This window comes from Desulfurococcus mucosus DSM 2162, assembly GCF_000186365.1.
Taxonomy (GTDB): Archaea; Thermoproteota; Thermoprotei_A; order Sulfolobales; family Desulfurococcaceae; genus Desulfurococcus; species Desulfurococcus mucosus.
In genome coordinates this window covers 81,666-107,211 of the sequence record NC_014961.1, presented here as the reverse complement: position 1 = coordinate 107,211, position 25,546 = coordinate 81,666, and the positions used below count along the sequence as shown (strand labels likewise).

Below are 25,546 nucleotides of genomic sequence, written 5' to 3'. Positions count from 1 at the left end.
TTGAATTATTAACAACAGCACCCTTTATGTTTTTAAAGCCCCGCTAACCCATAGTTGAGTCTAGCAGGGTGGTTAACATGTCGGAGAAGAAGAAGCCTGCCCCGCAGACACCAAGCGAGAAGGGGGCTAGGGCAAACATATTCGAGCCCAGCGAGGACTTGTTGAAGAGGTTGAAGACAGCTGTTTCCAAGCAGGGTGTAAAATACTATACCCCATATACACTGGCACAAGAGCTGAACATCAGGATAAGCGTCGCCAGGAAGCTGCTCAGGGAGGCTGAGAAGAGAGGCATAGTGAAGCTCTACAGTGGCGGTAGACGTGCACCGGTCTACATCCCAGCACAATAGTGCTCCCTGCACTCCTTAAAGGGTTATTCCACAGTATTCATGATAACCATAGTGGTACTCTGCCTGCACGGGGTGAACCGCCCTACTGAAATAGTCGTGCTTTTAGATACAAGTACTCTAGGTGTTCCGTGAAGCACGGGCTTGACAGGGATACCGGGAGTCGAATAGTTCTCTCCAGCATGCCAATTCAATCTCCCCGGCAGCCGCCTTGTTGACAAAATGTTTTTATATGGACCACGGTGAAGTAAATCCTAAGGCCACCCATGGTGTATTCTATGCCTGGCGTAAGACTCTCCATAACGATAGTACTCTTGATCCCACTGTTAATCTCACTAGCATCACTACTCCTATATCAGGCGCCGAGCGTGCTAGGCAAGTATCAGCTCCCGTTTCCAGACGCCAGGGTCCCCGTGGCCGGCGTGGTGGATGGCGACACGTTGAGGATCGCTCCAGCCCTGCTTGTGGCAGGCGGGTTCAGGGACACTGTGAGGCTTGCAGACATAGATGCACCGGAGATCAACACTAGTGAAGGCGCTTGGGCTGCCGGCAACCTAAGCATCCTCCTCGGCCAGTATGGCCCAGTCCTCTACCTTGACATAGACTCCGTTAGAGGAGTCGACGACTACGGGAGGATTATAGGCGTAGTCTACATTAGGTATAATTCAACACACCTGCTCAATGTTAACAAGTGGCTGGTTGACAACGGGTATGCACAGATAGTTAACTTCACCGATAACGAGTTCGACCCAGCTAGCTGGGAGCTCTACGAGGCATACCCTGTGGAATACGATAATAACCCGTCAACATACGTCGCAACGATCACGTCATGGAGTCCTGCCTACTACGGTTCACATAACGGGTTCGCATACGCTGTGCAGGAAGCATACCAGGCTTTCGCAATAGCCGAGGAGTATAATAGCGCCAGCAACACGAAGCCCAAGGTCTACGTGGCCATAGTAAACTCGACGACGGGTGACATAGCGTTCACGCCCTCCATCCTGACGTGTTACAATGGTTCATCGGCGAATGTGTTCCAGGGGTTCACAGGTATCTCAGCGAATAAAACCGGGTTCCTCGTTATATGGAACCAGTACGAGGACACTATTAGTGGAACAAGGTACCTTAGGGGACTGGAGTTCGCCTTCATAACCGGCAACACGATCGTTAAGCAGGGATATGTCGGTATAGAGAGCTACGCGTACGCCCCCGTGGTCTTCAGGCTACCGGGGTATAGTGGATGGCTGGTCTCATACATCGCTACCTATAGGAGTGGAACCACATATAATGTCACCGTTAAGCTAGCCGTAGTAAACGACAACCTAGACTCGCCCGCCGCATTGCTGAATACCTTAGTTATCGCTCCAACAGCTGACACAACGCAGTACGGCAACTTCACCGCCGTAGGCTTCGAATACCTTGCCAAAGTAATGGTTGACCCGTTGAGCGGTAGAGCCGTGATAGCTTCCAGTAGCTGGAACCCCTCTACCTCACGGGACATTGGACTAGTAATGTACTACCTTAACTCCTCCGGTGCACCGGACATGGCATGGATCCCGGTGGATAGTAGAACCGGGGATCAGGGGCCCATACCCCAGCTGGCTTCAACCACTTCTGCCTTCTACTATAATGCTCTCTACGGTAACATACATGCAGGTATGAGCACGGGGGCCAGCTCCTCCCGTGTACTAGTAGTATATAATGCAACTAGCAGTAGCCTCGACTACTTCGTCTACGATGTCACCAACAATTACACTGTTGCAGGCCCGCTTTCCTTAGCCACCGGGCTAGCCGTGAACGCCTCGTACTATCCATACGTGATACCTCTTGGCGGAAACGGGTGGGTGGTGTTGTACAGGGATGGCTACGGCAACTACAGTATGAGTCTCATAGACTTCAACGGTAATCTCGTGAAAACGATACAGGTTGGCAGAGACATTAGCTGGGTTAGAGGCACGTATGATGCGTCCAGCGGTAAGATACTCGTAAGCTTCAAGGCCGGTAACTATACAGCTATATCCATGTATACCTTGGACCTCACCCCATCAAACTACACTATTGTGCCATTAGTGAACAACACCCCCTTGCAGTCGATACCCCTCTACCCTGTGCCCACAGCCCAGAGCTCTCTAATGATACTTTCAGTAGGTAGCACCCAGGTGGTGACCATCAGGGACATCTACAAGTCACCCCAGGTGATAACCCCGACGTCAACAACCACGACAACAACTACCACTACAACCACTACAACAACGACTACTACAACAACTACAATCACAACGCCGACGACAACTACGACGACTACTCAGCCAGCCACGACAACAACTACAACGCAGCCTGACACCACTACAACCACGAGTACGCAACCGCAGGCAACGACAACCGTGACGCAGACCACGACTGTAACCAAGACTAGCACCGCCACAGTGATCCTTGTTACAACGACCACTGTTACGTCGACAGCCACCATCATATCCCCCACAACGACCACGACGACTGTGACAACAACTATACCGGTGACCACCACCCACACGGTGACCTACACAACCACCGTGACTTCCCCCGTTACAACCACCGCCACCTCAACGGTGAGGGAAACAACCACCCATACGACTACGGCAAGAGAAACAACCACAGCTACAGTGACGCAGACTACAACCGTTACCTCGACGACTACTCAGCCAGCCACGACAACCACCACTGTAACCGAGGTCAAGACCGAGATAGACTACGCGGTGTCAGCCGGTGTAGGCCTCGGAGTAGCAGTAGTTCTAGCCGCAGTACTACGCTTCCTCGTGAAGGGAGAGTAGTCGAACACTTAGACTTTTTTCTCCTCCCATGCTGGAAGCCTCCCGGGATCCCTGGGTAGCGTGAAGTTTTATAAGCCGACCACCCTTGATTATTTTGAGCATGGATGCGGCGGTCGTCTAGCCTGGACTAGGACGCCGGCCCCCCAAGCCGGAGATCCCGGGTTCAAATCCCGGCCGCCGCATTACTCCTCCCCGATGCATCGGGAAAGAGGGGGATATCTTGGAGTGCAGTGTGGTTCTACTGGTTACATGTAGAACAGGTAGTGATGAATGGTGTGCCCGCGAGATCGGGGACTTCTTGTTCAGCCTAGACAGTAATGTAATAGTGGAGGAGACAGGGTTCCCGGGAGTGCTCCAGGTGCGCAGCTGCATCGATGCTGGAAGGATCTATGGCAGAGCCCTCAGCGGCGAGTACGGCTTCGTGGAGAACATTATTCCAGTGCAACGCGTTGTACCGCTTACAGGGCTCTTAAGGGATCCCCTGGGCTCCCTCAGCGGCCTAGAGCTACCTGAAAGAGTCAAAGTGAGGGTTAGGATGAGGGGGGTTAGAGGTGTGAGCAGGGATGTATTCACATCGTTAGTGAAGGAGTTGAAGGAAAGGGGGATAATCCATGATCCTGCGTCAACGCGATGCCTCTTCATAGAGAGCATAGGGGATAAAGTCTATATTGGTGTAGGGTATTGTGAAGCTATTCGAAGGTGTTTTTAAGCAGCCACCGGGCGTTGAGGAATAGGTCATGGAGCGGGATGTAAGGAGGATAATTGAGGATGAGTTGAGGAGGCCCACGCTCTTCAAGAACCGTGAAAGCCTTGCACCAGAGTATGTGCCAGACGCGCTACCCTACCGTGATGAGGAGCTCCGGTCCCTGGCCTCCTATTTCAGGCACTTGGTGACGGATCCAGGCTCAATTGCGCAACGCGTCCTCGTAACAGGTGGACTGGGTACGGGTAAGACAACTCTTGTGAGAATGTTTGCCACGGGCTTCACCCATGTAGCGAGGGAGAGAGGGGTTTCACTAGACTACATACATGTAAACTGCTATAGGAGTAGAACGTTATTCAGCATAGTCCACGATGCAGCCTCACAACTCGGTTTAACCACTCCCTCGAGGGGTTTTTCACCCAGGGAGATTGTGGATATGATTCTATCGTTCCTCGAAGAGAACGACAGGTATGCCATCATGGTTCTCGACGACTTCCACTACTTCGCCAGCGTGGTGGGCAGGGAATCAGTGTACTTTATTGCGAGAATGCATGAAGCCGGTGATGGATCAAGGCGCTTGAACCTAGTATTCATCTCAGCCAACACCAGTACAACGGGTTTCTTCGACCCTGTCACAGAGTCCTACTTGGATAGACACGTGGTGAGGCTGCAACCATATTCTTCGAGCCAGCTACTCGGTATCCTAAGGTACCGGGCGAGGCTTGCATTCCAAGATGACGCATACGATGAGGAAGCCCTTGAATTCATCGCTGAATACGAGGGAGTCGACAAGAATGGTGAGGGAAACGCTCGCCACGCGTTGACAACGCTCCTAGTAGCCGGCGACATAGCTGAAAGGGAGGGGGCTAGAAGGCTCACAGTGGAACACGTGAGGAAAGCCATATCCAGGTTAAGCAGGGAGATTGAAAGGGTGAGCGATGCCATAAGGTATAGCCCCCTACACGAGCTCCTCCTCTTACTGAGCATAGTCCGCTTACTGCGCAGAAGGAATGTTAAAGGGGTTGAGATGGGGGAGGTGGAGGAGGAGTATAGGTTGCTCTGCAACACTTATGGTGAAACACCGAGGAGGCACACCCAGCTCTATGAATACGTGAGGAATCTCCGCAGACTAGGCATAGTGGATACAACAGTCAAGAATGTGGAGAACAGAGGTAGAACAACCATTATATCAATACCATACGGCCCCCTCGAGGAGCTCGAAAAATACCTGGATGCATTGATATGGAGGAAGAAGGATGTCGAATACTAGTTCAACACGCTGGAGGCGCCAGTGTGTATCCGGTAGGCTTCAACACACTACATGACGAGCTTCGCGAATGGGCAACCCCTCCACGTGGACTCGCATTTCCTCGCAGCAGACTTAGTTAAATACCTCTCGAGCACCTTGCAGTATGCAACACAGTACTTCTCCCCCTCCCTCTCGAGCTCAACCAGCTCCAGGTTAGGGCATGGATCCGTCAGGCTGCAAGTCGGTAAGGCATGTATGGGAACATATATCTCCCTCGGCTTCTGCACGCTCATCTCAGACACCAACCCTACCTAGCATCATTAAACAACCCGCCATAAGCGTAAGGGCCCGGGCCGGGATTTGAACCCGGGACCTCCGGGTTTCCACCATCCCCTCGTGATCATCGGGGATACGTCCACAGCCCGGCGCTCTAACCAGGCTGAGCTACCCGGGCCACTTTCCATGGAGCCGGGTCCCGTGGCCTGGGCTCGTCACAGCTTCACGCTCTAGTCCGGGCCCTTTCCAGGGGATAGAATATTACTTGTCGCGTCTTTTTATACTTAGCCGTTGGCAGGATACGCCTGTGGCGGTGAGTGAATGGGCCCGCGGGGACTTGAACCCCGGGCCTCCGCCTTTCCCAGAGCCGGCTTGTAAGGGCGGCGTCCTAACCAGGCTAGACGACGGGCCCATACAGGGTTATCTAATGGGTTGAAGAGGGATTTTTAACGTTTACCCTGGGTCAATGGGCGCCTGTGCAGGGCTTCCGAGTACTATTTTACTTGAATGATGAAACTAATACTTATATAGTTTTCCATCCCTAAGGTAGATTTTGTAATGAGGTGTGAAATAATGAGGATTATACTCTTGCTCGCCCTATCCCTATTACTATTATCCATGCTACAGCCAACGCTACCGGTGACCAGCGGCCTCAGCAACAAGATATATGTTGCAATAGTGTGGCATTACCACCAGCCATGGTATTATAGTGCTGATGAATCCTACCTGGTTCTCCCCTGGGTCAGGATGCATGCCGTCGGAAACTACTATAAGATGGCGTATATACTCTCAAAATACCCCGATATAAGGGTGACCTTCACTTTCTCAGGGTCGCTCCTGGAGCAGTTGACGGACATGGTTGAAAACAATAAGATGGATGCCCGTGAAATCATAGCGTGGAAGATTGTTAACGGCACCGTGACAAGGGAAGACGTGTTCCGGATGCTCCAGATACCCGGCGGGTTCTTCGATATAAACTGGGGTAGAATAATCGATAACTCCCCGAGGTTCCGTGAGCTACGCTCACTAGCCCAGTCCGCATGGTCTAACTGCTCCACTATTACGCGCTCGGAAAGCGAGCTAATGTCGTGTGTAGTGGACTCCTTCACAGGCGGTAATCTAACGGGTCAAAACGTGATCGACCTTGCAGTGTTATTCAACCTCCTATGGATAGACCCCCAGGTTGCCAAGGAGAAGTACCCGGATATCTACTCGTTGATGGAGAAAGCGTACTCTCAGAGCAAGCCATCCTACACTACAAGCGACCTGAGAGCGGTTCTGCTAGTGCATAGGGACATTCTCGCCAACGTGGTGCCCGCCTACAGGGATCTAGTGTCCAGAGGGCAGGTTGAACTCATACCGGTGCCCTACAGTCATCCATTGGCCCCAATAGTCGCCGACCTAGGGTTCTCGGAGGACCTGGAGATCCATATCTCTGAGAGCATGAGGCTATTCAAAAAGTACTTCAATGTAACGCCAGCCGGGGTATGGCCAGCTGAGCAAGCTGTGAACGAAGAGGTGTTGGCAGCATTCAAGAGGGCTGGCGTGAACTGGACTATAACCGATGAATCCATACTCGGTAAGGCAGGCGTGAATACTGCGGACGTGAACATGCTTGGAACACCCTGGTACATTGATCTACAAGCCGGCAGGATATACGTGGTTTTCAGGAGCACCGAGCTAAGCAACCTTATAAGCTTCCAGTATAGTGGGCGAAGCTACGTTGACGCCGTGAACGACCTGGTTAACAGGATACTCTCTTTAAGGGCCTCTGTGAACGGTCCCAGGATGATCGTGATAGCGTTAGATGGTGAAAACCCCTGGGAGAACTACGAGAAATTCGGTGACTTATTCCTCAACGAGCTCTACAAGAGGCTTTCAGAGCTCCAATCCCAGGGGCAGGTTGAGACAACTACACCCGGAGCATTCATAGCCAGGTACCCTGATACCGCGCAGCAACTACCCTTGAAGACATACTCCTACCTGGATCTCTCCGGGAAGGATATCTCTAATATACCGCGGGACAGCTATGGCAACGGCTACAGTGACCTCCCGAGGAAGAGTATCCAGGCACGCATACCGGAGGGCTCGTGGTCTGGTGGAGAGCTCGCTACATGGATAGGTGATAGACAAGAGAACATTGCATGGATGTGGCTCGTCAAGGCGAGAAGCGATGTTCTAGGAAAACTCGGCCTCCAAAGCTTCAAGGAGCTCTACACTAAGTTCCCCGAGATCGCACGGAACCTCCTGAAGGCTGAGGCCAGCGACTGGTGGTGGTGGTACGGCGGGGACGGCGGGGGATCCCCGCAGACCTTCGACCCGTTGTTTAAGGCATACCTGCGGAAAGCCTACGAGCTGGCTGGGCTAACACCTCCAGACTACCTAGGTGTCACAGCATACCCTGATGGAACCCCGGTGGGCGTGTTGAACACGAATGTGCCGAAGCCCTCAGGCTACACGCCTTCAATTGACGGAGTAATTGAACCACAGTGGTTTACGGAAGTCTCAAGCGGTAATGGGCTCAGGATACCTGTAGGGGCAACCCTTGACTCCATGCTGCTACTCGTGGAGCCTGGCAAGCTATACTTCGCCTTCAACTTGTCGACCACTAGCATCAGCGACTTGAAGATAGGGGTTTACTTCGCTACTCCGTCAACATCCCTCTCACCGTTTAACCCAGGCTACCAGGTATATCCACGTGGCAACAGGGTTGATCTAGGTATATACCTGGTTAAAGAGGTGCTTGTAGAAGTCTCCAGTGCTAGTGTAACCCTATCTAACGCTACGGGTAACGGTTGGAGCAAGGTGGCCGCAGGCGAGCTCAGAGTAAGCAGGAGCGGTTCATCCACCACTGGCGAGTTCTCTATTGATACATCCACCCTAGGCTTACCCGAGGGAAGCATGGCGTTCCTCGCAGTCGTACTCTACAATGGTAGCATGGTGAAAGAATACTCCTCCAGGTTCGGGCTGGTCTACCAGATACAGGTGCCCCGTGGAGCCATAGGTGGAAACGTGGTGTTCAAAATGAACGACCCAGTGGGCGACGACGACGGACCCGGTGGCTTCAAATACCCTACTAACGCGGTGTTTAAGCCAGGTGTCTTCGACATGACCGGCTTCACAGTTATCGACCAGGGAGATAAAGTAGTGTTCAAGATAACGTTCAGGGATCTCGGAGGGAACCCCTGGTCAGGCCCCAATGGCTGGAGCATGCAGCAAGTTCACATCTACATACACACGACGTTGAACGGGGGGAATTCCAGTACCATAGGGTTGAACGCCGCCATAGCGCAGGGTTACGAGTGGCACATGGCCCTCATACTTGCACCTGGATGGGGCAACGACCCGATCCCGGTTGGAGAGAGGTCAGCACTCTACTACTATGATAAAGACACACCGGTCACGCAGGACGGAGACTTCAAGGTCTACGCTGATCAGGCGAGCAACAGCATCATAGCAGAGGTATCGAAGAAGGTGCTCTACGATTCAGGGAACCTTGATAAATGGGTGTTCACGGTGGCTGTGACAAGCCATGATGGGTTTGGAACAAACAGGATCAGGGGGTTCTCGATAGGTGGGGGAGAGTGGCAGGTCAACGTACCCTCAAACTACTCTGTGGCGATGCTCGCCAACGTCATCCCCTACATACTGGACGTGCTCGCGCCAACACCACAGGAGCAGTACCAGATGTTAACAAGCTTTGATGCAGCAAACGGTAGGCAGGCTCTGCTACGGGGATATGGGGCGACGCCTCCATCTACAACTACGACGACAACTACCACTACAACCACAACCACTACAACAACGACTACTACAACAACTACAACCACAACGACTACGAGCACACCGCAGACGACAATCACTCAGCCGGGTCAGGAGGGTGGTATGCCCTTACTTCCCGTTGCTGTAGCCGTAGTGGTAGCGGCCTCTGTATCTATACTGGTATACCTGCTACGCTTGAAGCGTAGCTAGGCTTTTTTCAACCGTGCTCCTCATGGCCGAAACATATTTATACTTGCATCCTATCTCTAGGGATCAATCGGGTCAAAGAGTATGTTCCAGTATATAGAGTATATAGCAGTGATATCGGCGCCACTCTACATCGCCGCAATCGTGCTCTACACTCTGCGAGCCGTCAAGGGACCCACTATACCTGACATAGTGCTGGCAATCGATTGCATAGCATACGACCTAGCCGTGTTCCTAGCACTCATAGCCCTCTACTATCGCTCCCCCCTCATGATCACGCCCTCCATGCTCCTAGCTCTATGGGCATACCTCCTCGACATCTTTATCTCGAAGCACCTTGCCTCGAAACGGGTGGAAGCATGATTGAAGCCATCCTCTTCTGGCTCGGCTCAATCCTCCTCTTCACTGGAGGAGTATTCGACCTAATAGCAGCAATAGGCCTCCTCCGCTTCCCCAACTTCTACGTGCGGCTCCATGCAGCGACAATCGGCGCCATATATGGCGCTGTGTTCCCATTGATTGGTGTCGCATTGATCGCGCTGGGAACGCCGGAGCTAGATGGGAGGTTTATAATAGCCGGCGGCGCATTCGCCACCGCTATAATACTGATGATAATAGCGCCCGTGGGAAGCCATGTACTAGCTTACGCCGCGCATAAATCTAGAAGCGTTGAATGGAATCCCGTATACGACGCACTCGAGGAGGATGAGAAGTGAGCCTCACGCTACTCCTAATAATCCTGGGTAGCCTGCTGAGCCTTGTATTCGTGTACCTCACTGTCACCGAGAGAGACCTCTTAAAAGCCGTGGGGTTCTCAGCAGGCCAGAGCATAGCGTACACTATCCTACTACATGTCTTTGCCGCCACGGACATAGTGTTAACATACATAGCTGTCTCAGTTGGAATCTACTCAGCCCTACTGGTCTACGTGGTTAGTAAGACTGAGAGATTCGAGGAGGGATAGCCTTGGAGAGACACCGCCTGCTGGCAGTGTTACTAGTATTAACAATCGCAGGCGCCTTCATCCTCACATACACAGGGTGCGTTGAGCCCTCAACCACGATTAAGAAGCTTGGATTATTCTATATTGAGAACTCCTACTATGGAAACTACTCTTCAATGAGTCCGGAGTCCGTTACAGCCATAGTATGGGACTACAGGGGGCTGGACACAGTTTACGAGACCGCCGTGTTCTTCCTCGCGATCGTCGGGGGGCTCGCTGTATTCAGGGGTCTCAAACCCCTGAGACCCGGTAGAGGCGAAGGCCTCACAGGTATAGCTAGGACCTCAACGAAGATAGTGTCTGTGATGATCATCGGTGCATCCGCAAGCATAGCACTCCACGGGCACCTCACGCCTGGAGGAGGCTTCCAAGGAGGATCCACTCTGGGAGTGGCATTCCTGCTACTGATACCTGTTTACTCGGTGTACGCTGTGCTGAGTAAAGGCGTGACATCCGAGAAGCTTATAGCTGTTAGAGGATTAGCGCTTGCATCAATAGGGATTGTAGCGTTGCTACCGGTTTTCAAGGGGCTTGAATTAGCCTCTAACACCAGGTTTTATCCCTCACATGTGGCAGGCATGTTGATCAGTGGAAGCCTCTTCCTTTATAATTTCTTCGAGTATATAGCCGTGGCAGCTGGTTTCGCAGCCGTATTCCTCTACCTTTCACTGATCGAGGAGGGTGAGGGAAGTGAGTGAATCCGCTTTCACATGGTCTCTGCTCCTGATAGTGCTCGTCTTGAACGCGTTGATCTCCATATATGGCATAGTTTACAGAAGGAGCCTTGTTAAGAAGCTGATTTCTTTAACCATGCTCTCCGACACCGTTTTCGTGGTGTTCATAATGATAGGGTATAGGCTGGTCTACCCCTCCATACCCCCCATCCTAGTCGAGCTAACCCCCGAGAACCTTGAATACGTGAAGCAACATGGCGTAGACCCCTTGCCGCAGGCCCTAGTGTTAACAGGGATAGTGATAGGCATGGCGGTCAACGCGTTGATAGCCTTCGGGATAATACAGGCCTACCGGTTGAAGGGTACGACTGACGCCAGAAGACTCGTTGAAGCGGTCTCAGAGGAGGTGCCGGAGGAGTGATCGATAGATTAGCCGCCTCACTACTCGTATTCATAATATACATACTCATAGCCGGTAGCCTCACCCCCTACGACATCGCTACAGGAGTAATAGTTGCATCCGTAGCCGGCTGGGTCACTGGAAGATACCTTGTCAGAAACCCGGGTAAGCTGCTTCAGCCAAGCCGGCTCCTCGTATCCCTGCTCTACTTCCTGAAGTACATGACGGTGATAGAGTTCAAGGCTCACATGGATGTAGTGAAGAGGATCTTCAACATGAATATTAGGCCAGGGATAGTTAAGGTACCTGTCACGGTGGTATCCGACTACGCTAGGCTACTGGTGGCAAACTCCATCACGAATACACCTGGCACAGTCGTAGTGGATGAGAGAGATGGCTTCTTCTACGTGAACTGGATAGATGTGTCGACTACTGAACCATGGCAGGCCAGGCTACTTATAAGCGAGGAATTCGAGCGCTACGCATCCAAGATATTTGATTAACAGGGGTGATGCGATGCTTCAACACGTAGTTGGCTTAATCCCCTTCCTACCTGTTCTAGGAGCCTTCATTACACCGCTCACCTACATAGTCTCAAGGAGTAGGCGTGTGGTTTTCGCACAGGGGGTAGCGTTCAGCTTGATTACGCTAGTGTTATCGCTTATAGCAGTGGTTCAAGCATACAGGGAAGGCACGCCTTCATTCTACATTATGGGCGGGTGGCCGCCTCCCCTCGGTATAACGTATACGCTTGACATGGTGTCAGCCCTCTTAGCGTTAACCACAAGCCTAGTCATGACTATTATCATGGCTTACAGCGCCGAGTACATCGTGGATGAAGGATACCCGTGGTACGTGACACTCATGCTTGGAGCGTTCTCAGGCATGCTTGGAGTCATAATGACGTCTGATGTCTTCAACTTATTCGTCATGCTGGAGGTCACAGGTGTCTCATCATACGGCCTCGTCATGTATTACAGGAGTAAAGCCGGCTCCATAGTCTCAGGCTTGAAGTACGCGTTCATCGGAGCGATGGGGACAACGCTCTACCTGCTGGCCCTGGCATTAATATACAACACCTACGGCTCCCTGAACCTGGTGGATCTATCCCTTAAGATCCATGGGTATCCCGGTAGCAGCATAACGCTGGAGGATGCAGGCTACAGCGTGATCTCTGCAGGCATAATCATGGTGCTAGCGCTCTGGACTTTCAGCATTAAAAGCGGTGTGTTCCCCAACCACTTCTGGCTCCCGGATGCACATCCAGCCGCCCCGGCACCGGTTTCAGCCATGTTAAGCGGCCTCGTGGTGAATGTGGGTGCTATCGGACTATACAAGGTTCTCTACATGATGTACGGGGGAACACTGCCAGCCCGGGTTACCCCCGTGAGAGACCTCGCCTCGCTCCTAGTTGTGTCAACCGGGATGGTTTCAGCGATCATAGGCGCATTACTAATGGGCATTCAGCAGGATGTCAAGAGGATAATAGCCTACTCGACTGTCATGAATACAGGGTACATATTCATGTCGTTAGGGGTCTTGAACGCGGGCGGCCTACTGGCATTCCTCTACCATACCGTGGTGCATTCACTAGCTAAGTCCACGCTGTTCCTAGGGATAGGGGTGCTGGTCAGATATGCTGGGACCCGTAGAATCAATGAATTAGCTGGCTTTGGAAGAATACACCCATTGCCAGGGATAGCTATAGGCGTATCCGTGCTGACCCTCGCAGGGATCCCGCCGCTACCGGGCTTCCTTAGCAAACTGTTAATGTACGAGGCGCTCTTCAACTATAATCCTGTCTTCGCTATAGCCATGATAGTTGCAAGCGCCATAGGGCTACTAGCATATATGAAGCTATTCTTCACACTGCTCTTCGAGGCACCGGTCAGGAAGCCTAGGGATACGAGATACAGGTTGGCAGAGGCATCTGCCCTCACCGCATCACTGATACTCCTAGTGGTGGGGGCCGCATGCCTCTTCAACCCAGGGTTCTTTAACACAGTGTTCATTAAACCAGTCGACCAGGTATCCGACCTGATGACCTACATAAACCACCTAGCTAAATCCCTGATCTAACCTCATGACCCGCCTTCGCAAACATTATTCTCGAGCCCTGTGCAACCCCCAGCATCCTTGCTGCATCACCCATGTTCACAGCGACCTCTAGGTAGCCCCAGGAGTTCATGTAGCACGCTAACTCGCCGGGGGCCACGAGGCTGAAGCTTGTTGTGAAAACACATGTCCCGGTGACACCGGTAGGGCCGACTACCTTGAGTTTATCGCCTTGTAGGAAGCCCGCCTCAGTGATCTCAGCCGGACCTATATTCGTCATAATATTGCCGTAGACATCGATGTATATCACGCTTCCCTCCACGGAATGATCCCCTCCAACTCTAGGGGCTTCGATGTCAAGCATTCTCAAGGAACCCGCTGGGACCTCTACTCCTACCTCCTCGAGGGGCACACCCAGGCTGATCCACGCGGCCACAGGTGCGAAAACATCACGTCCGTGAAACGTGTGGGAGGTATCCCTCAGCTTAAACCTGGTGTTTGATATGTCGAAGGCTCTTTTAACACCATCCCTCGCGGCAAGCAGACTTAGGCACCCGTTGTCGGGTCCCAGCAGTATATAATTATTTGTCTCAACCACCAGGGCCCTTCTCTCACTACCAACACCGGGGTCTACTACCACTACGAATATCGTGCCGTGCGGGAAATACTTCGCCGAAACAAGCAACACAACGGCTGCTTCAACAATGCTATGCCTGGTAACGCCGTGCGTGAGATCCACTATCTCAGCCGCTGGATTAATACTCTTTATAACGCCCTTCATCACGCCAACATATGGATCCCTATACCCGAAATCCGTTAACAGAGCTATCAACCCACTCCTCATTCAAAACCACCGGGATACCCTGGTCGCATCGCCTGCCTGAAGCAGGTTGTACGTGTGGTTCAAGCCCTGACACACGTAGTTTAAGTCGCCGGGTTTATAATAAGGTTTGACTATCCCCGTTCACGGGGTGGAAACCCGTGGAATATGTGGATCCTGTGTGCGGTATGCGGGTCGATCCCTCGAAGTCGAAGCATAAAACACTATACAAGGGAAGAATCTACTATTTCTGCAGCAGTAGATGTAAGGAGGAGTTTGAAAGGAACCCTGAATACTACCTGTCCCATGGACCCAGAGGTATGCCTGGCTAGGGCAACCAGTATTGGTACCTAACGGGAGGTATGATGAGAAGAAGGGAACCCGTAGAGATTATAGGCGTTGACTGCTCAACATGCATCTATGCTATAAAGAGGAGGCTCGCCGACCTGAGGGGGAATGTCAAATTAGAATCTGACTTCCTGGGCAACGCAGTAATCGAGTACGACGACGAATACGTTAGCCTGAGCGAAATATATCATGCTATAAGGGATGCAGGCTACGATCTAGTCAAGGAGGAGCTCGAGGTCTTCGCCGAGGAGATTCAACCTGAAACCGCTGTAGCAGTAGAGAAAGAGATACGTAGACTACCGGGGATCCTAGATGTAAGGGTTGACACATTAACTTGCAGAATCCTGGTGCGCTTCAACCCTCGTACAGTGGAGAAACACTATATCCTCTCGCTCCTAGACAACATGGGTTTATCTCTCAGGGAAGAACCCAGGGGAGGTCGCGGGGGAACCAAAGCACATATTGCACGTAGGTTCGCAGCGTTCGCAACCGGGTTAACCGTTCTCATTATTTCAATGTCCCATATCCTTCCCCATGATGCCGGTATCCCTGTTCTCCTAGCCTTGTCATCACTGACAGTGCTTCTCTCATATGATGTATTCCTGAAGGGGTTCAAATCCCTTTTCATGTGGGCACCAACCATGGAGTCCCTTATCGCTCTCTCAGCTGGGATAACATTTGTATCAGGCATACTGTTATGTATCACTGGTTCAGCCACACGATACCAGGCCATGTTCCTCGAGGCGTCAGCCGGGGTTCTCGGGTTCGTAAACCTAGGGAGATACCTCGAGGACTCCCTTAGAAAGAGGGCTTTAACCCACTTAACCGTGCTTGAAACCTCGCTTAACTCGAAGGTCAGGGTCGTCGAAGACGGTAGGGTAGAGGAGGTTAGCGCTGATGCCGTGAGCCTGAACTCCATTATCGAAGTAAAAGCCGGAGAAAAAATCCTAGTCGACGGTATAGTTGTTGATGGATGGGGGTATGTGGATGAATCCACTTTCACCGGTGAACCCATACCAGTCCTGAAGTCCTCCGAGAACAGGGATAGGGTGCTGGCAGGCACGATCCTGACCTCCGGATACATAAGGGTTAGGGTGACCAGGAAGGGGAGGGATACTGCCTTATACAACCTGCTGGCATCAGCCAGAGAGGCGGTTCTCCATAGGCCAGGGTTTCAGCAGCTAGCTGATAAAGCAGTGGGCAAGCTAACCTGGATCGTGACGGCTTCAGCGTTAGTGACTGTGTTCTCATGGTACATTTATAGTGGAGACATATTCCTCTCCCTGCTTTTCGCTGCATCGGTACTCGCTGTTTCATGTCCATGTCCCCTGGGGATAGCTATCCCCATGGTTGTTTCAATAGGTGTCATAAAGGCCTCCAGGGAAGGAATACTAGTGAAGAAAGGGGATGTCTTCGAGAGGATCCCGGCCTCAAATATACTCCTCCTTGATAAGACGGGGACTATAACCGTAGGCAAGCCCTCCTTGAAAGGCGTAGTGACGCTAGGTGGTTACAGTAGGGAAGAGATCATGAAATATGTCTGTAGCGTTGAACAGAGAAGTGAGCATCCCTTGGCCAGGGCCATCAGCAATTACTGCAGAGACGCTGGTGTAAGCGTTGAAGATCCAGAGTTCTTCGAGCATCTTCCGGGTCTCGGAGTCCTAGGAGTAGTTATGGGTAAGAGGGTAGGTGTAGGCAGCATCAACCTTGTTAAGGGACTCGGGGTTGAGATAAATAGTGGAACTCAAACCCTAATAGATGAAATCGGTAGATCCGGTGGAACCCCGGTGCTAGTCGTGATAGGTGATGAGGTTGCAGCCGTCCTCGAGATCAGGGATGAGGTAAGAGAGGATGCTCTCAATGTAGTCAAATACTTTAAATCAGTTGGCTTTAAGGTGGGAATAGCTAGTGGAGATATCGAGGAAAACGTGAAGCACGTGGGAAAGGAGCTGGGACTAGACTTCTTCTACTCAGGACTAAGGCCTGAGGATAAGGGAAGGCTTATCCACGGGATCCAGGGCGGCGGGCAGAGAGTCCTGTATGTTGGAGACGGTGTGAACGATGCAATCGCACTGAGTGCAGCATTCGTTGGCATAGCTGTTGGAAACGCAACGGACATAGCGAGGGAGTCGGGGGATGCTATACTCCTCAGGGACTCCCTCGAGACAATGATAACCCTTCATAAGCTTTCAAAAAGAGTGCTGAGGAAGGCTAGGGAGAACCTCGCATGGGCATTCATATATAATGGTGTCCTTATCCCAGTGGCGGCCGGCGTCCTCTACCCGTTTAACGGGTTGATGCTGATGCCAGAGATGGCTGCTTTAGCAATGATTCTGAGCGATGTAACAGTTATCCTAAACTCGCTGTCACTCCTGTGGTGGAAGCCCTAGGAGATCATTAACTAATGAGTACTGAGCTTTTGAACCAACTGTTTCTATTCTATTGATCACATTGCTTTCGTTCCGGTGACTGCTGGGAACTTTATAGGCTTCGAGGTTACTTGTTTTCTTGATAACGAGACAATCATGGGTTTGGAAATGCTAGGGCGGGCTCTAGGCGGTGGGAGGGTGTTGCTCCAGGCCCGCTGAGCTGCCTGTAGACATGATGATGGACATCCAGGGAGGGGCGGTTAACACGTAGGGTTGTATCTGAACCGCCCTGTGAGCCTCCATGGATTCAAGCATGCTGAACCTGTTCTATGCGTGCTGGTTGCCCCGCGAATATATGTATATGTAGAGGGGTGTGAATGAGGCGACGGAGATCAACTCGGGTATGGCTGCCCCACGTGGAATCCTGTACATGAAGTATATTATCCAGGCAGCAAGCTCTATGAGTAGTGCTGACACCGAGTATGCCCTGATGACCTTGCTGGTCTCTTTCACCGTGATCCACGCCATGAAGATCATCGTACCCGTGAAGAATGCCACGGAAACCGCGAAGTGGAGTCTACCATATATCTCGTCGTACACCCCGATCAGGATTAGGAAGACCGCGGTCAACGCTAGAAGCATGTTGTAGGATCTACGGGTCTGCCTCGAGGTCACGGCCACAGTGTAGGTTAGAAGCCCGCCGAATACTAGTCCACCGTTGAAAACTGCTGCTACGCTGCTCCTCGCCGCATGGCCGAGGTCGCTGAGAGCGTTCTCGAGTGGGTTAAACCAGTTTGAGAGAAGGGCTGCAATGGCTATTGAGGAAAGGGGAACGGCCACGGATGCCAGCACCAGGAGCCTCGGGTTCACACATCCTCACCCCGCAAGGTTTCTCAAGTATAGTTTACAGGCTACGGCAAGTATAATAATGCTCCACATGAGGAGCCCGACCGCATTAAACAATACGTCTACATCCCCGGTGTAGTTGAAGCCCCACCTGTATATGCTTGTAGCCATTGAGAGAGGGGAATACTTGACTACTGGGGCCGCGAACCCTAGCCTGGCTTTTACAACGCTCTCAGGGTAGAATATGTTTGACACGAAGAAGAGGACGTTGTATGTGAGGGACCTTATGGTTGCCTGGAGATTAAAGTCCCGTGTAACAGTTGACAGCGATATTGAGAGACCCGACATGGATGCAGCCAGCAGGAGGGTTGTGTAGAGTATTATGATCCACTTGGAGGGGTTGGGGATCCCCAGTAATAGTGCAGCGAAAAACAGGAAGCCTAACTGGTATATTAGCCCCCTCAGTAACCCGCCTAGTATGCGGCCAGCCACCAGTACAGTTCTCTTCACTGGAAGAGACACCAGGTATAATGTAACCTCCCTCCTTAACTCGACCCCTACCTCTCTACCTATGCTGAATGAGGAGATGAATATCGACAGGCTCAGTATCCCAGGGGTTATGAACTTTATGTAGTCAGGGATGAGGGCTGGGTTAACCATGCCCCTGAAAATCAATCCAAAGATGAAGATGTCGGCCAGGTTCATTGCGACTTGGCCGGCGAGCCAGTACTTATACCGCCAGAAACGGGCTAGATCCCGTTGCGCTATTAATGCAGCAGACTTGAGGTCTTCCATCATTACTTCCACCCACCTGCTTCAAGCCTCTTAGTGTAGTGCTCCAGTGCCAGCACCATCATCCCGAGGCTGAAGCCCACTAGATAGAGCAGTAGTGCATGGGGCGACACTGTGTAGGCTACGTACTCCGGGAGGAAGATGAGCCTGATGGCATCAGCCATACTGGTTAAGGGATTCAGGAGGGCGGCGTAGTAGTAGGGTGCGAATCCCAGTGCCTCTATCACTGGCAACGGGTAGAACACTGTGCTCAGCCTGACAAGTATTGCGTCGATGGTTCCGAAGAGTATGTCTGTGACATCAGTGGACTTAACCCTTGTCACAACGAATATAACGAACCCAACTACCCCGGTGGAGAAGACATACGCTATGAGAGTGGAGAGCAGTAGACCAGGTAGGCTGAGCGCGTTGACTGCCAGTAGTACAACAAGCATCATGGGCAGTGTAAAGATAGTGGCTGCCAGGGAGCATCCGAGCACCCTGCCGAGGACTAGAACCCACCTCTTAACCGGGAGGGATAAGTGATACTCTACTATGCCATCGTCGAACTCGTCGGCGATAACGTATCCCCTCGATATGCTTGTCGAGTAGAGGATTGAGACGTAGATGCCGAGGAGGTAGAATTCGTAGTAGCTTACCCCGGTTAACTGTCTAACTATGAGGGATATAGCCCTAGCAAATATGAAGACCTGTATTATGAACCAGCTGAGCCTCATAGCTAGGAAAACCCGCTGACTCTTCAACCTCTCTAAATCCCACTCTATGATGTGAACTATATCCCTTAGGTCCCCTGGGACCCCCACTCTACTCGCCTCTGAGCCTTGCCCCTGTGAGATACGTGAAGACATCGTCCAGTGTAGGCTCCTTGATCATGAGCCTCGATACAGCGATGTTATTCCTCCTCAACAAGTCAACGATGTCAACCACTTTTTCCTCTCCTTTCTCGAGATATATCCTTAGGGATCCGTTACCGGCTTCAACCCTCCCGTATTCGCCGAGCTTCTCCATGATGGAAACCGGTATCCCAGTGCCTCCTACCTGTATCTCAACAACATCTCCTCCGGGTATCAGGTCTTTGAGCTCGTCGATTGTTCCAAGAGCCCTCAGCCTGCCTTTATGTATTATGGCAACCCTCTCGCAGACTCTCTCCGCTTCAAACATATCGTTGGTGGCCAGTATGACTGTGACGCCTTCCCTCTTCAGCCTCTTGATGACATCCCATAATGCATGCTTAGCTAACACGTCTACCTGCGCTGTCGGCTCATCAAGTATTGCGAGCCTGGGTTTCTGAACCAGGACCTTGGCTAGCTCCACTTTCTTGCGTGTTCCACCGCTCAACTGGTAGAAGTATTTATTCCTGTGCTCCCAGAGCCCAAGTGCCTCCATGACCTCCCTGACAACCCTTCTAGCCTCTTCACCACTATACCCGACGACCTTCGCATGCCATATTAGCAAGTCATAGGGTTTGTCAACCCATAGCGCCTTGGGATCCTGGAACGCTATCCCAATCATCTTCCTAACAATGTAGTCCTCCCGTACAACACTGTGACCGTAGACATATATATCCCCGCTCGTCGGCCTGTATATCGTTGCCACCGTGAGCAATGTGGTGGTTTTCCCGGAGCCGTTGGGTCCCAGTAATCCGAAAACCTCTCCCTCCCGTATGTCGAGGTTTAAATCCTCGACAGCCGTGAAATCACCGAATTTCTTCGTGAAGGAGCGTATCTCGACAGCGTTAACCATGCATGCTTCACCGATGTAGAAGCACTGATGCCATACTTACGGCACGTGAAGCATTATAAATCTTGAACCATGTGCCAGGATGTATTCCTTTCCACACATCCCGCTGCCTTAGACCGGTGTAGTCACGCTTAAATATTTTCTTGAATGTATCCTACTGACTCGGGGCCGGGACACCTTGAAGCGGCCGCCCCTGTGCTTTAAGCCAGTGGAAATAATGCTGGCTTACAGTAAGCGATTCATCCATGTAGAAGTAGCCCGGGTAGCTTGGCGGGGCGGTCGCAGAGAAGGGTGCCCGGGTCGTGTCAAACGTAGGGCATGCGTCAACCCGAGGGGAGGTAAATGGATAAGCCGCAACTGCTCAGAGAGGAGTTGCTTCTCAAGGGGTTGAGGTTCAATGTCATCCGCAGGTACTATAGGAAGGCTAACGGCGAGGAGTTTGCGAGGGATGTAGTAGCGTTCCCGGAAGCCGTGGCCGTGCTACCAGTGCTGGATGACGGAAGTGTGATCCTGCTGAGACAGTTCAGGGCTCCATTAAACGACACGATAATCGAGGCTCCCGCAGGCGTCGTGGATCCAGGTGAGACACCGGAAGAGGCTGCTGAGAGAGAGCTGGAGGAGGAAACCGGGTACCACGCGGGGAGACTAGTTAGACTCGGCTCATTCACACCTTCACCCGGATACAGTAGCGAGGTGATACATTTCTACTATGCTACGAGACTAGAGTACAGGGGTGCGAAGCCCGAGAGGTACGAGGTCCTCGAGCCCTTCAAGACCATGTTTCAAGACGCGCTCGCCATGGTTCACAGAGGCGTGATAAGCGATATGAAGACAGCACTGTTAATCCTGCTCTATGATCACGCCTTAAGAGGTGGCGGAGTTGAGCATTGATACTGATGCGTTGAAACGCGTCCTCTCCATGAGGCTTATATTTGAGGGGGGCAGTAGCTGGGCTGTGAGAGAGCTCATAGACGCTGTAGAAGACTACTTGATGGAGAGGCTTCCCATGATAGTGAACAGCTTGATCGAGCCCTTCGGGCTCGAGGCATCGGTGCTCAGAGGCGACCCCTGCCGCCTCTTCCCAGGGGAGGCGTGCAACCAGCTGGTTGTCGTAGGGTTGTATGCAGGGGACACTGGTAGGCACGTGGGTTACGTGCTCTACAGGCTTATCAGGGGGGAGAACACCTTCGAGTTCAGCCTGTATAGGCTGGTGGAGGCTGCTGGAGGTGAATAATATATTAGTGCCCCCGGAGCCTTACTCAGGAATCAGGATGGTGGTGTCTAGGCTGTGTCAAGCCTCCAGAGGGTGAGGCCGACAAAGATAGAGCTCATAAGGCTTAAGAAGAGGCTCCAAATAAGCGTGAAGGTTGAAAGAATACTCCGTGAAAGACTAATCATATTGATCAACGAGTTCATGATTCTACTCAGGGAGAGCGTTAGCAGGAGGCAGAAAGTAGCCCAGTTGATCACAACCCTCTCTGCCAGAGCAACAGTCCTCTCAGGAATCTACGGCGAGAACATCTATGATTTATTCGAGAAAACAGTCCCGAAGGCCACGTGTATTATAGGTGTCGAGAACATTATGGGGGTTAAAACGAAGACAGTCATGATCATGAAGAGCGGTGAAGCAAGGCCTGTTAAAACCCCCTTCGACGATTTCGCAGAGGAGTCAGCCCGCTTCATAGAGGAAGTCATAGAGCTGGCTAAGGCCGAGAACGCCTTGAAAACAATGGGTAGAGAAATACGTGTGACGAAAAGGAGGGTCAACGCCTTAGACTACATCCTGATACCGAGGCTCAGGTCCACTATAAGGATGTTGCAAATGAAGTTCGATGAAAGAGAAAGAGAGGAGAAAGCCAGGTTGAAGAGGGTGAAAGCAAGTCTCGAGAGGAGGAAGGGTGAGTGACGAGTACATAGATAGATTCCTTATCGAGGAACTGAGGCTTGTAAACAAGCATGCACCCTACGAGAGGAAGAACCTCTGCGACCTGCTTAAAATGGAGGTACCATACATAGTGCTCAGGGATGGAAGCAGCCACCTATTCAATCCCCGTGAACTAGCCATGCTCACCGAGATACTGGGCGATGACGCATGCCGGCTTGAACTCCCCATAATAGTAGAATATACTCCAAGCAACGGGGAAGGAGTATATGTTGTAAGAGGCGGGGTGGAGGCTAGGGCTGTGGCAGCAGCCATAGGCTTGAACACGTACTCGGAGCCCCTGTTCCTCAGCCGCGTACAGATCCTTGAGTTGAGGCGTGTATTGAGGACAACGACGACAATACTATTAAACCCAGGCCCCCTAAGCTAAATACGATGCTTAAAGGGTGGTTTGATGGAGTCCATCAAGGACATTGATGAAGCCATTGACAATATCCTTAAGGAAGCCGAGAGGAAGAAGCTGGTGATCCTTAAAGAAGCCGAGAAAAAAGCCGCTGAAATCCTAGGGAGGCCAATACCTGTTGAGGAATACCGGAGGGAGGCTGAAGCCATCCTAGCTGAAGCCGTGAAGCGTCGCAACGAGATACTTGAGAAGGCTCGAAGGGAGGCTGAAGAAATCGCGAAAATCCCCCCGGAGAAGAAGAGGAAGGCAGTAGAATACATTGTTAGAAAAGTGGTGGGACTCTAATGGGGGTCCTCCTGAGCAAGCCGAGCGATATGTTAAGGGTTAATGTAGCGTTCCTCAGCGGGGACAGAGAGAAAGTCCTGCGTGTACTCCAGGAAGCAGGGGTAGTTGAAGTAGAACCTGTGGAAGCAGAGAAAGTCATAGGAGAGTATGAGAGGCTGCAGTCGCTGAGGGAAAGAATAAACAATCTCCTCCAGAAGGCCAAGGGCCTCGTGATCGATGCATCCATAACCGGGGTGGAGCTCGCATCCCTCGACGTGGATAAGGTGGAGAAACACGTGGCTGACCTGTACGGGGAGGCGACGCTACTCGAGGAGAAGGCTAGACACCTGAGGGAGAGCATAGAGTCCTTGAGAATGCTCCTCTCGTCTCTAGCTCCACTGCCGGACTCCATGGATGCAGCCGAGATATACTATGAGGGTAGACATGTATCATCCATCCTGCTCAGCGGTAAGCAGGAGGCTGTAATGGAGCTCCTCGAGAAGAGTAGAGTGTTGAAGGCTTCAAAGATGTATCAGGGAGGGGAACGCGTATCCGTCATAGTGTATCTCCCAGCTGGGGATCTAGGCCAGGTCGTCTCAGCAGCACACTCCATGGGGCTATGGTGTCCGAGCAAGCAACTAGTTGAAGCCCTTCAGCTACATGGATCCATAGGCTCGTTGCGGGAGCATTTGGCTAGGAGGATCAGTGAGCTGGATGCTGAGGCCTCAAGGGTGGAAGCCCGGATCGCTGAAATAGTTAAGGCCAACGGGATCACCCTAGGCAAATACCTTTTATTCGCGGAGAACCGTTTAGAGTACTACCGGGTTTCCGGTGCCGTAGTGGGTTTACGACACCTCTCAGCCGTAACCGGGTGGATCCCGCGGGACTCCATTAGGCTGCTAGAAGACCTCGTGAAGAGTTCTGGCATACCTGTCTTCATAGAGTACAAGGATCCATTGAGAGGCGTGGACAACCCTCCGTCAAGGTTCAACAATAAGGGGGTATTGAGATACTTCCAGGTTATAACAAGGCTTTACGGGGTGCCAGGGTACTGGGAGCCCGACCCCACGCCACTGATAGCATACTCCTTCGCATTCTTCTTTGGATTAATGAATAGTGACGCTGGATACGCTTTAGCGGGACTCCTAGCAATCGCACTGGTAATGGATAAACTGGTGGAAAACCCCTATAACCCGGTGTACAGGGAGTTCAAGGGGGCATTACTGGTATCGAACGCCGTGTCCCTGGTTCTCGGGTTGCTGGGTGGCTCAATATTCGGGGATTTACTTCCCTCAGTCTTCGGTGTGAATGTACCGGCCCTAATACCTGTGTTCAGTCAACCGGTTGAATTCATAAAGCTTGCCCTACTGATAGGGTTAATCCACATAAACATAGCGCATGCGCTGGCAACCGTGAAGTTCGCTAGGGAGGAGAGGAAAGGCGACTTACTTAACGAGGCAGGATTATTCATATCGCAGCTCTTCGGAATACCCTACGTGCTACAGGTGTTCTTCAAGTACCAGGTGCCAGTCCTCTCATACATACCTCTAAACATACTATTGTACCTTACACTACTAGGCGTTGCCATGGTAATAGTGGGCAACTATGTGGCAATGCGTGGACTAGGCTTCCTCATGTGGATATTCCAGTTAACAGGCGTCCTAGGCGACGTGATGAGCTATGTGAGGCTTGCAGGGGTAAGCCTCGCATCCTTCTACATGGCTGTCTCCTTCAACATGATGGTTAAGTTGGCGATAAACAGTGTAGCAGGCTTCATACCGGGTGCAGCAGGGGTTGCATTAGCATACGTGGTCTCAGCCCCACTACTATTCATGATACATCTCGTCATAATGATACTCTCAGAGCTCGGTGCGTTCGTGCACTCGCTTAGACTCTGCATGCTGGAGTTCCTTATGAAGTTCTACGATGGCTCCGGCCGGGAGTACAGTCCATTCTCGATCATAGCGTTTAAACGCATAGTGATTACATGACATGTTTTTATTTCCCTGGTTTAATCAGGTATTCCGTGTTGACTGGAGGGAATATGGCCATGGATCCACTGGCTCAGGGATTAATGTATTTAGCCGCTGCCCTACCATTAGCAGGCGGTATCATAGGATCCACAACTGGAATGAGACATGCGGCCAGTGTGGGTGCATCAGTGCTCTCAGAGGACCCAACCCAGTTTAGAAACGTCTTGATCCTGGCTGCTCTGCCAATGACGCAGACGTTCTACGGCTTGATACAGATGATCTACATGATGATAATGTATATCCCAGGCCTCCCACAGGATTCCATAAACATGGTGAAGGCACTGGCACTCCTAGGCATAGGGTTAGCCGGGTTCCTCGCCGAGTGGCTGTCGGCCTGGGCTCAGGGCATAATATGTGCAAGCGGCATAGCTGAGCTACCTAGAACCAAAGGCAAGAACCTGATGAGCTCGATAGTCCTCGCCGCGTATGTTGAGCTCTGGGGTATACTGGGAATAGTGTTCACAATACTCGGGCTCTCACTGCTAGGGTGACACTGCTTGCAGAAG

At 51.8% G+C, this 25,546-nt stretch carries 27 protein-coding genes and 3 tRNA genes; 22 read left to right on the top strand and 8 right to left on the bottom strand.

The window, feature by feature from the left end; genetic code table 11:
- The first annotated feature begins 77 nt into the window (after positions 1-77).
- From DESMU_RS00595 to DESMU_RS00575, 5 genes are all read left to right on the top strand, one after another.
- Complete coding sequence (locus tag DESMU_RS00595) at positions 78-347, top strand: 30S ribosomal protein S25e (protein ID WP_013561652.1); 270 nt, start codon at positions 78-80, stop codon at positions 345-347.
- A gap of 275 nt (positions 348-622) precedes the next feature.
- Entirely contained in the window at positions 623-3,154 is a 2,532-nt protein-coding gene (locus DESMU_RS00590; protein WP_013561651.1) for a thermonuclease family protein, read from the top strand.
- Between the two features lie 106 nt (positions 3,155-3,260).
- A tRNA-Gly gene (locus DESMU_RS00585) sits at positions 3,261-3,336 on the top strand.
- A 38-nt stretch (positions 3,337-3,374) separates the two neighbouring features.
- Entirely contained in the window at positions 3,375-3,863 is a 489-nt protein-coding gene (locus DESMU_RS00580) for an RNA-binding protein (RefSeq protein WP_013561650.1), read from the top strand.
- 28 nt (positions 3,864-3,891) lie between these two features.
- Entirely contained in the window at positions 3,892-5,127 is a 1,236-nt protein-coding gene (locus tag DESMU_RS00575; RefSeq protein ID WP_013561649.1) for an ORC1-type DNA replication protein, read from the top strand.
- Positions 5,128-5,174: 47 nt separating this feature from the next.
- Here the strand turns inward: DESMU_RS00575 and DESMU_RS00570 are convergent, their stop codons facing one another.
- The 3 genes from DESMU_RS00570 to DESMU_RS00560 all read right to left on the bottom strand — a co-directional run bounded on the left by DESMU_RS00570 (position 5,175) and on the right by DESMU_RS00560 (position 5,794).
- The gene (locus tag DESMU_RS00570; RefSeq protein WP_013561648.1) at positions 5,175-5,399 is read right to left on the bottom strand and encodes a hypothetical protein; all 225 of its coding nucleotides are present in this window, start codon (positions 5,397-5,399) and stop codon (positions 5,175-5,177) included.
- Between the two features lie 52 nt (positions 5,400-5,451).
- A tRNA-His gene (locus DESMU_RS00565) sits at positions 5,452-5,560 on the bottom strand.
- Between the two features lie 144 nt (positions 5,561-5,704).
- A tRNA-Val gene (locus DESMU_RS00560) sits at positions 5,705-5,794 on the bottom strand.
- 146 nt (positions 5,795-5,940) lie between these two features.
- On the opposite strand from DESMU_RS00560, the gene DESMU_RS00555 reads away from it, so the two are divergent.
- The 8 genes from DESMU_RS00555 (at position 5,941) to DESMU_RS00520 (ending at position 13,507) form a co-directional block, all read left to right on the top strand.
- Entirely contained in the window at positions 5,941-9,354 is a 3,414-nt protein-coding gene (locus DESMU_RS00555) for a glucodextranase DOMON-like domain-containing protein (protein ID WP_245526447.1), read from the top strand.
- An 81-nt stretch (positions 9,355-9,435) separates the two neighbouring features.
- Positions 9,436-9,714, top strand: a complete 279-nt coding sequence (locus tag DESMU_RS00550) for an MrpF/PhaF family protein (RefSeq protein WP_013561646.1) — start codon at positions 9,436-9,438, stop codon at positions 9,712-9,714.
- On the top strand, positions 9,711-10,067 hold the full coding sequence (gene mnhG / locus DESMU_RS00545; protein WP_013561645.1) for a monovalent cation/H(+) antiporter subunit G: 357 nt from the start codon (positions 9,711-9,713) through the stop codon (positions 10,065-10,067). The genes DESMU_RS00550 and mnhG overlap by 4 nt, the downstream gene beginning before the upstream one ends.
- The gene (locus DESMU_RS00540; protein ID WP_013561644.1) at positions 10,064-10,315 is read left to right on the top strand and encodes a hydrogenase subunit MbhD domain-containing protein; all 252 of its coding nucleotides are present in this window, start codon (positions 10,064-10,066) and stop codon (positions 10,313-10,315) included. The genes mnhG and DESMU_RS00540 overlap by 4 nt, the downstream gene beginning before the upstream one ends.
- 2 nt (positions 10,316-10,317) lie before the next feature.
- The gene (locus DESMU_RS00535; protein ID WP_013561643.1) at positions 10,318-11,052 is read left to right on the top strand and encodes an MnhB domain-containing protein; all 735 of its coding nucleotides are present in this window, start codon (positions 10,318-10,320) and stop codon (positions 11,050-11,052) included.
- Positions 11,045-11,449: a Na+/H+ antiporter subunit C gene (locus DESMU_RS00530; protein WP_013561642.1), complete on the top strand. Its 405-nt coding sequence runs from the start codon at positions 11,045-11,047 to the stop codon at positions 11,447-11,449. The genes DESMU_RS00535 and DESMU_RS00530 overlap by 8 nt, the downstream gene beginning before the upstream one ends.
- A complete protein-coding gene (locus DESMU_RS00525) occupies positions 11,446-11,931 on the top strand; it encodes a Na+/H+ antiporter subunit E (protein ID WP_013561641.1) in 486 nt (161 codons plus the stop codon). The genes DESMU_RS00530 and DESMU_RS00525 overlap by 4 nt, the downstream gene beginning before the upstream one ends.
- Positions 11,932-11,944: 13 nt before the next feature.
- Positions 11,945-13,507, top strand: coding sequence for a proton-conducting transporter transmembrane domain-containing protein (locus DESMU_RS00520; protein WP_013561640.1), 1,563 nt, complete (start codon positions 11,945-11,947; stop codon positions 13,505-13,507).
- Here DESMU_RS00520 and DESMU_RS00515 read toward each other — a convergent pair.
- Positions 13,491-14,327, bottom strand: coding sequence for an SAM hydrolase/SAM-dependent halogenase family protein (locus DESMU_RS00515; protein ID WP_013561639.1), 837 nt, complete (start codon positions 14,325-14,327; stop codon positions 13,491-13,493). The genes DESMU_RS00520 and DESMU_RS00515 overlap by 17 nt on opposite strands.
- A 137-nt stretch (positions 14,328-14,464) precedes the next feature.
- On the opposite strand from DESMU_RS00515, the gene DESMU_RS07010 reads away from it, so the two are divergent.
- On the top strand, positions 14,465-14,635 hold the full coding sequence (locus tag DESMU_RS07010; RefSeq protein WP_013561638.1) for a YHS domain-containing protein: 171 nt from the start codon (positions 14,465-14,467) through the stop codon (positions 14,633-14,635).
- Between the two features lie 33 nt (positions 14,636-14,668).
- A complete protein-coding gene (locus tag DESMU_RS00510) occupies positions 14,669-17,041 on the top strand; it encodes a heavy metal translocating P-type ATPase (protein ID WP_048813409.1) in 2,373 nt (790 codons plus the stop codon).
- 306 nt (positions 17,042-17,347) lie between these two features.
- Here DESMU_RS00510 and DESMU_RS00505 read toward each other — a convergent pair whose 3' ends face one another.
- From DESMU_RS00505 to DESMU_RS00490, 4 genes are read right to left on the bottom strand one after another with little or no spacing between them, the layout of a single operon-like run.
- Entirely contained in the window at positions 17,348-17,890 is a 543-nt protein-coding gene (locus DESMU_RS00505; RefSeq protein ID WP_013561636.1) for a DUF998 domain-containing protein, read from the bottom strand.
- Between the two features lie 6 nt (positions 17,891-17,896).
- On the bottom strand, positions 17,897-18,664 hold the full coding sequence (locus DESMU_RS00500) for an ABC transporter permease (protein ID WP_013561635.1): 768 nt from the start codon (positions 18,662-18,664) through the stop codon (positions 17,897-17,899).
- Positions 18,664-19,461: an ABC transporter permease gene (locus DESMU_RS00495; protein WP_245526446.1), complete on the bottom strand. Its 798-nt coding sequence runs from the start codon at positions 19,459-19,461 to the stop codon at positions 18,664-18,666. The genes DESMU_RS00500 and DESMU_RS00495 overlap by 1 nt, the downstream gene beginning before the upstream one ends.
- Before the next feature lies 1 nt (position 19,462).
- A complete protein-coding gene (locus DESMU_RS00490) occupies positions 19,463-20,401 on the bottom strand; it encodes an ABC transporter ATP-binding protein (RefSeq protein WP_013561633.1) in 939 nt (312 codons plus the stop codon).
- 339 nt (positions 20,402-20,740) lie between these two features.
- Between DESMU_RS00490 and DESMU_RS00485 the strand changes: the two genes are divergently transcribed.
- From DESMU_RS00485 to DESMU_RS00455, 7 genes are read left to right on the top strand one after another with little or no spacing between them, the layout of a single operon-like run.
- Positions 20,741-21,289, top strand: a complete 549-nt coding sequence (locus DESMU_RS00485) for an NUDIX hydrolase (protein WP_013561632.1) — start codon at positions 20,741-20,743, stop codon at positions 21,287-21,289.
- Positions 21,279-21,632 (top strand): hypothetical protein, encoded by a 354-nt coding sequence (locus tag DESMU_RS00480; RefSeq protein ID WP_013561631.1) that lies wholly within the window; start codon positions 21,279-21,281, stop codon positions 21,630-21,632. Before DESMU_RS00485 ends, DESMU_RS00480 begins: the two co-directional genes overlap by 11 nt.
- 54 nt (positions 21,633-21,686) lie before the next feature.
- Complete coding sequence (locus DESMU_RS00475; RefSeq protein ID WP_013561630.1) at positions 21,687-22,304, top strand: V-type ATP synthase subunit D; 618 nt, start codon at positions 21,687-21,689, stop codon at positions 22,302-22,304.
- Positions 22,297-22,710 carry a DUF61 family protein gene (locus tag DESMU_RS00470; RefSeq protein ID WP_013561629.1) on the top strand — a complete coding sequence of 138 codons (414 nt, stop codon included), beginning with the start codon at positions 22,297-22,299 and terminating at the stop codon, positions 22,708-22,710. The genes DESMU_RS00475 and DESMU_RS00470 overlap by 8 nt, the downstream gene beginning before the upstream one ends.
- Positions 22,711-22,734: 24 nt before the next feature.
- Positions 22,735-23,028 (top strand): hypothetical protein, encoded by a 294-nt coding sequence (locus tag DESMU_RS00465; protein ID WP_013561628.1) that lies wholly within the window; start codon positions 22,735-22,737, stop codon positions 23,026-23,028.
- Positions 23,028-24,998 (top strand): V-type ATP synthase subunit I, encoded by a 1,971-nt coding sequence (locus DESMU_RS00460; protein ID WP_013561627.1) that lies wholly within the window; start codon positions 23,028-23,030, stop codon positions 24,996-24,998. The genes DESMU_RS00465 and DESMU_RS00460 overlap by 1 nt, the downstream gene beginning before the upstream one ends.
- Before the next feature lie 35 nt (positions 24,999-25,033).
- Complete coding sequence (locus tag DESMU_RS00455) at positions 25,034-25,531, top strand: ATPase (protein WP_425358429.1); 498 nt, start codon at positions 25,034-25,036, stop codon at positions 25,529-25,531.
- Positions 25,532-25,546: the final 15 nt, after the last annotated feature.